The following is a 659-nucleotide window of genomic DNA, read 5'->3' as shown; positions in this document are numbered from 1 at the left end:
ACGGTGTAGCGCTTAGGCAGGGCTTTGACCACGCGGGGGCACTTACGCCCCCGTCGTTTTTGGACGATCGCCAACTGAAGTTTGGCCCGCATGCGCTGCAGATGGGCCGGCAGCTTGCCTGGGGCCATGCCGGCTGCCCAGGTCAGTTCGCCCTGTATCAGGCGCAAGGCCAGCACAAAGCTCAGGTCGGTAGGCTCGACGCGGGCCTCGAGCGCAGCCTTGGCCATCTCCAGACGCACCAGGTTGTACGCAATCAGTGCCCCCCAGATTTCCTGATGCACGCCCTCAGGCTGGCGGCTGCGCAAGGTCAGTTCGGCCCCGAGCATCGTCTGCTTCAGTTCCCGATAGCTGGTTTCGATTTCCCAACGGCGCCGGTAGCACGCAAGGATATCGGCGGCCTTGAAGCGCCGACGGTCCGTCAACGAGGTCAACAGGACGCGCTCTGACTCCTCGTCCCGGATCGCGCGAGCTGTCCAGGTCTCTGGCAAGGCTGGATTCTTGCGGCGAGCCTGAGGGGAGACCTTCATCTGAACGATGCCATCATCCGCACTGCCTGAGAGCAGCACCCACTGCAGATTCTTTTTCGCTGGGATCAGGAAGTGGCGCTCGCTGCCGCCCATGCGCAATCCCCACAGGATCTCTGCGGCCAGAAAGCCTTT

Annotated in this window: 1 protein-coding gene; it reads right to left on the bottom strand. The window is 63.0% G+C overall.

Features of this window, described 5'->3' with window-relative positions; translation table 11 throughout:
• Positions 1 to 659 (bottom strand): transposase (locus AC3WL8_RS39975; RefSeq protein WP_492380266.1); only part of this gene is annotated, 659 nt, incomplete at both ends.

This window comes from Cupriavidus sp. FW305-F7, assembly GCF_058782875.1.
Note: the sequence above shows the minus strand (reverse complement) of the source record. Positions and strands in the feature narration are given on the sequence as shown.